The organism is Corallococcus sp. AB049A, from assembly GCF_003668885.1.
Taxonomy (GTDB): domain Bacteria; phylum Myxococcota; class Myxococcia; order Myxococcales; family Myxococcaceae; genus Corallococcus; species Corallococcus interemptor.
This window is the reverse complement of record NZ_RAWL01000691.1, coordinates 1-2,555: the sequence shown is the minus strand read 5'-3', so window position 1 is coordinate 2,555 and position 2,555 is coordinate 1. Positions and strand designations below refer to the sequence as shown.

Here is a 2,555-nt window from a genome sequence, read left to right as displayed (position 1 = left end):
CACGGTGGCAGCAAGCGCGACGCGCAGGTTCAGCACTGAGCGGTGCTGAATCATCACGCCCTTGGGACGGCCGGTGCTGCCCGAGGTGTAGATGATGTACGCCAGGTGCTCTGGGGTGACGGACGTCCCCGGAGCGTCTTGGGCCTCAAGGTCCGTAGTGTCGGAGTCCAGGCAGAGGGTGTGCGCGGAGTGCGGAGGCAGTGAGTCGCGCAGCCGCTGCTGGGTCAGGACGACCGGCGCACCGGTGTCCTGGAGGACGTGGGCCAGCCACTCACGCGGGTAGCTGGGGTCGATGGGGACGTAGGCACCACCGGCCTTGAGTGCGCCGAGGATGCCCACGAGGGCTTCGACGGAGCGCTCCATGCAGAGCACCACGCGCACGTCAGGGCCTACGCCCAGCTTCATCAGCCGGTGCGCAAGCTGATTGGCTCGCGTGTCCAGTTCACGGAAGGTGAGGCGTTCATCACGGCAGATGACGGCGAGCGCGTCAGGTGTACGAAGGGCCTGGGCGCTGAAAGCCTCATGAATGCAACGGTCGCGAGGGAACTCCGCGCTGGGGCCGTTCCAGTCCACGAGCAGCTGCTGCCGCTCCGGAGCGGAGAGCAGCGGCAGGCTCGCGAGCGTTGCCTCAGGCTTCGCGGCGATGGCCTCCAGCAACACTCCGAGGTGGCCCACCATGCGCTGCATGGTCGAGGCGTCGAAGAGATCGCTGCTGTACTCCAGGACACCGACGAAGCCCTGAGGCGAGTCCTGCATCGTCAGCGTCAGGTCGAACTTCGCCGAGTTCGCTTCGAGCGGAAGCTGCTCGAAGGACAGCCCCTGCACGCGCAGCGCCTCCATGGGCGTGTTCTGCAGGGAGAACATCGCCTGGAAGAGCGCGCTGCGGCTCAGGTCGCGCACGGGCTGGAGGACTTCCACCAGCTTCTCGAAGGGCACGTGCTGGTGCTCGTAGGCCGCGAGCGTCGTACCGCGCACCTGGGCCAGTAGTTCGCGGAACGTCGCACTGGGGGCCACGTGCGTGCGCAGGACCAGGGTGTTGATGAAGAAGCCGATGAGGCCTTCGGTCTCCGCCTGGGTGCGGCCCGCGATCGGCGAACCCACGTTGATGTCGTCCTGGCCCGAGTACCGGGACAGAAGCAGCTGCCACGCGGCGAGCAGCAGCATGAAGGGCGTGGCGCCCTCGCGCTGGGCCAGGGCCTTGAGAGCTTGCGAGACCTCCGGAGGCAGGCGCACGTCCACCGCGGCGCCTCGGTGCGACTGCACGGGCGGGCGCGGGCGGTCCGTGGGCAGGTCCAGTGCGGAGGGCGCACCCGCGAGCTTTTCCTTCCAGTAGGCGAGCTGGGTCTCCAGCGTTTCGCCCTGGAGCCAGGCCTGCTGCCAGACGGAGAAGTCCGCGTACTGCACGGGCAGCGGCGCGAGAGCGGGCACCTGCCCCGCATGGAATGCCGCGTACAGCGCGGTCAGCTCCCGGACGAGGACGCCCATGGACCAGCCGTCGGAGACGATGTGATGCATCGTCACCAGCAGCAGGTGCTCCGCGTCTCCCAGGCGCACCAGGGACGTGCGGAGGAGCGGGCCTGTTTCCAGGTCGAAGGGCCGACGGGCCTCCAGGTTCGCGAGGCGACGCGCCTCTTCATCCCCTTGCTTCTCCGGCAGTGAGGAAACATCGAGCAGGGGCAGCGCCCACTGCGCTGGCGCATGAATGTGCTGAGCGGGCTGGCCCTGATGCTGGAAGAAGGTGGTGCGCAGCGTTTCATGCCGCGCGACCAGGGTTTCGAAGGCGCGGCGCAGGGACTCGATGTCCACATGGCCCTTCAGGCGAAGGGCGGCGGGGATGTTGTACGCGGCGCTGCCGGGCTGGAGCTGATCCAACAGCCACAGCCGCTGCTGCGCGAAGGACAGGGGCGGCGGGCCTTCATGGGTGGCGCGGGTGAGCGGCGGCAGTCGCGGGCCGGAGGTGGCGGTGCGCAGGCGATCGGCGAGGGCAGCGACGGTGGGCGCCTCGAAGAGGGCGCGCAGCGGCAGCTCTGTGTCGAAGGCGGCGCGGATGCGAGAGACGAGCTGGGTGGCCAGCAGCGAGTGGCCACCGAGCGAGAAGAAGTCGTCGTGGACGCTCACGCGCTCGCGGCGCAGGACCTGGGCGAAGGCGTCGGCGAGCTTCTCTTCTGTGGCGTCACGAGGCGCGCCGAAGTCCGCGAGAGGCGAAGCATCGGGGACGGGCAGGGCCTTCCTGTCCACCTTGCCGTTGGACGTCAGTGGCAGCGCGTCCAGTGAGACGAAGGCGGCGGGCACCATGTACTCGGGCAGCCGCTCCTTGAGGAATGCGCGCACCGAGGCGGTGTCCAACTCATGGCCCTGAGTGGGCACGAGGTACGCGACGAGCCGCTTGTCGCCAGGGACATCCTCACGGGCGAGGACGACGGCCTCATGCACGGAGGCATGCGCGAGGAGCGAGGCTTCGATTTCGCCCAGCTCGATGCGGAAGCCGCGCACCTTCACCTGGAAGTCGAGCCGCTGGAGGTAGTCCAGCTGGCCGTCGGCGCGCCAGCGCACGA

The 2,555-nt window shown here is 68.8% G+C and carries 1 protein-coding gene; it reads right to left on the bottom strand.

The features are described from left to right. Nucleotides 1-2,555: condensation domain-containing protein (locus tag D7X55_RS38315; RefSeq protein WP_147470392.1), on the bottom strand; the 2,555-nt coding region annotated here is incomplete at both ends.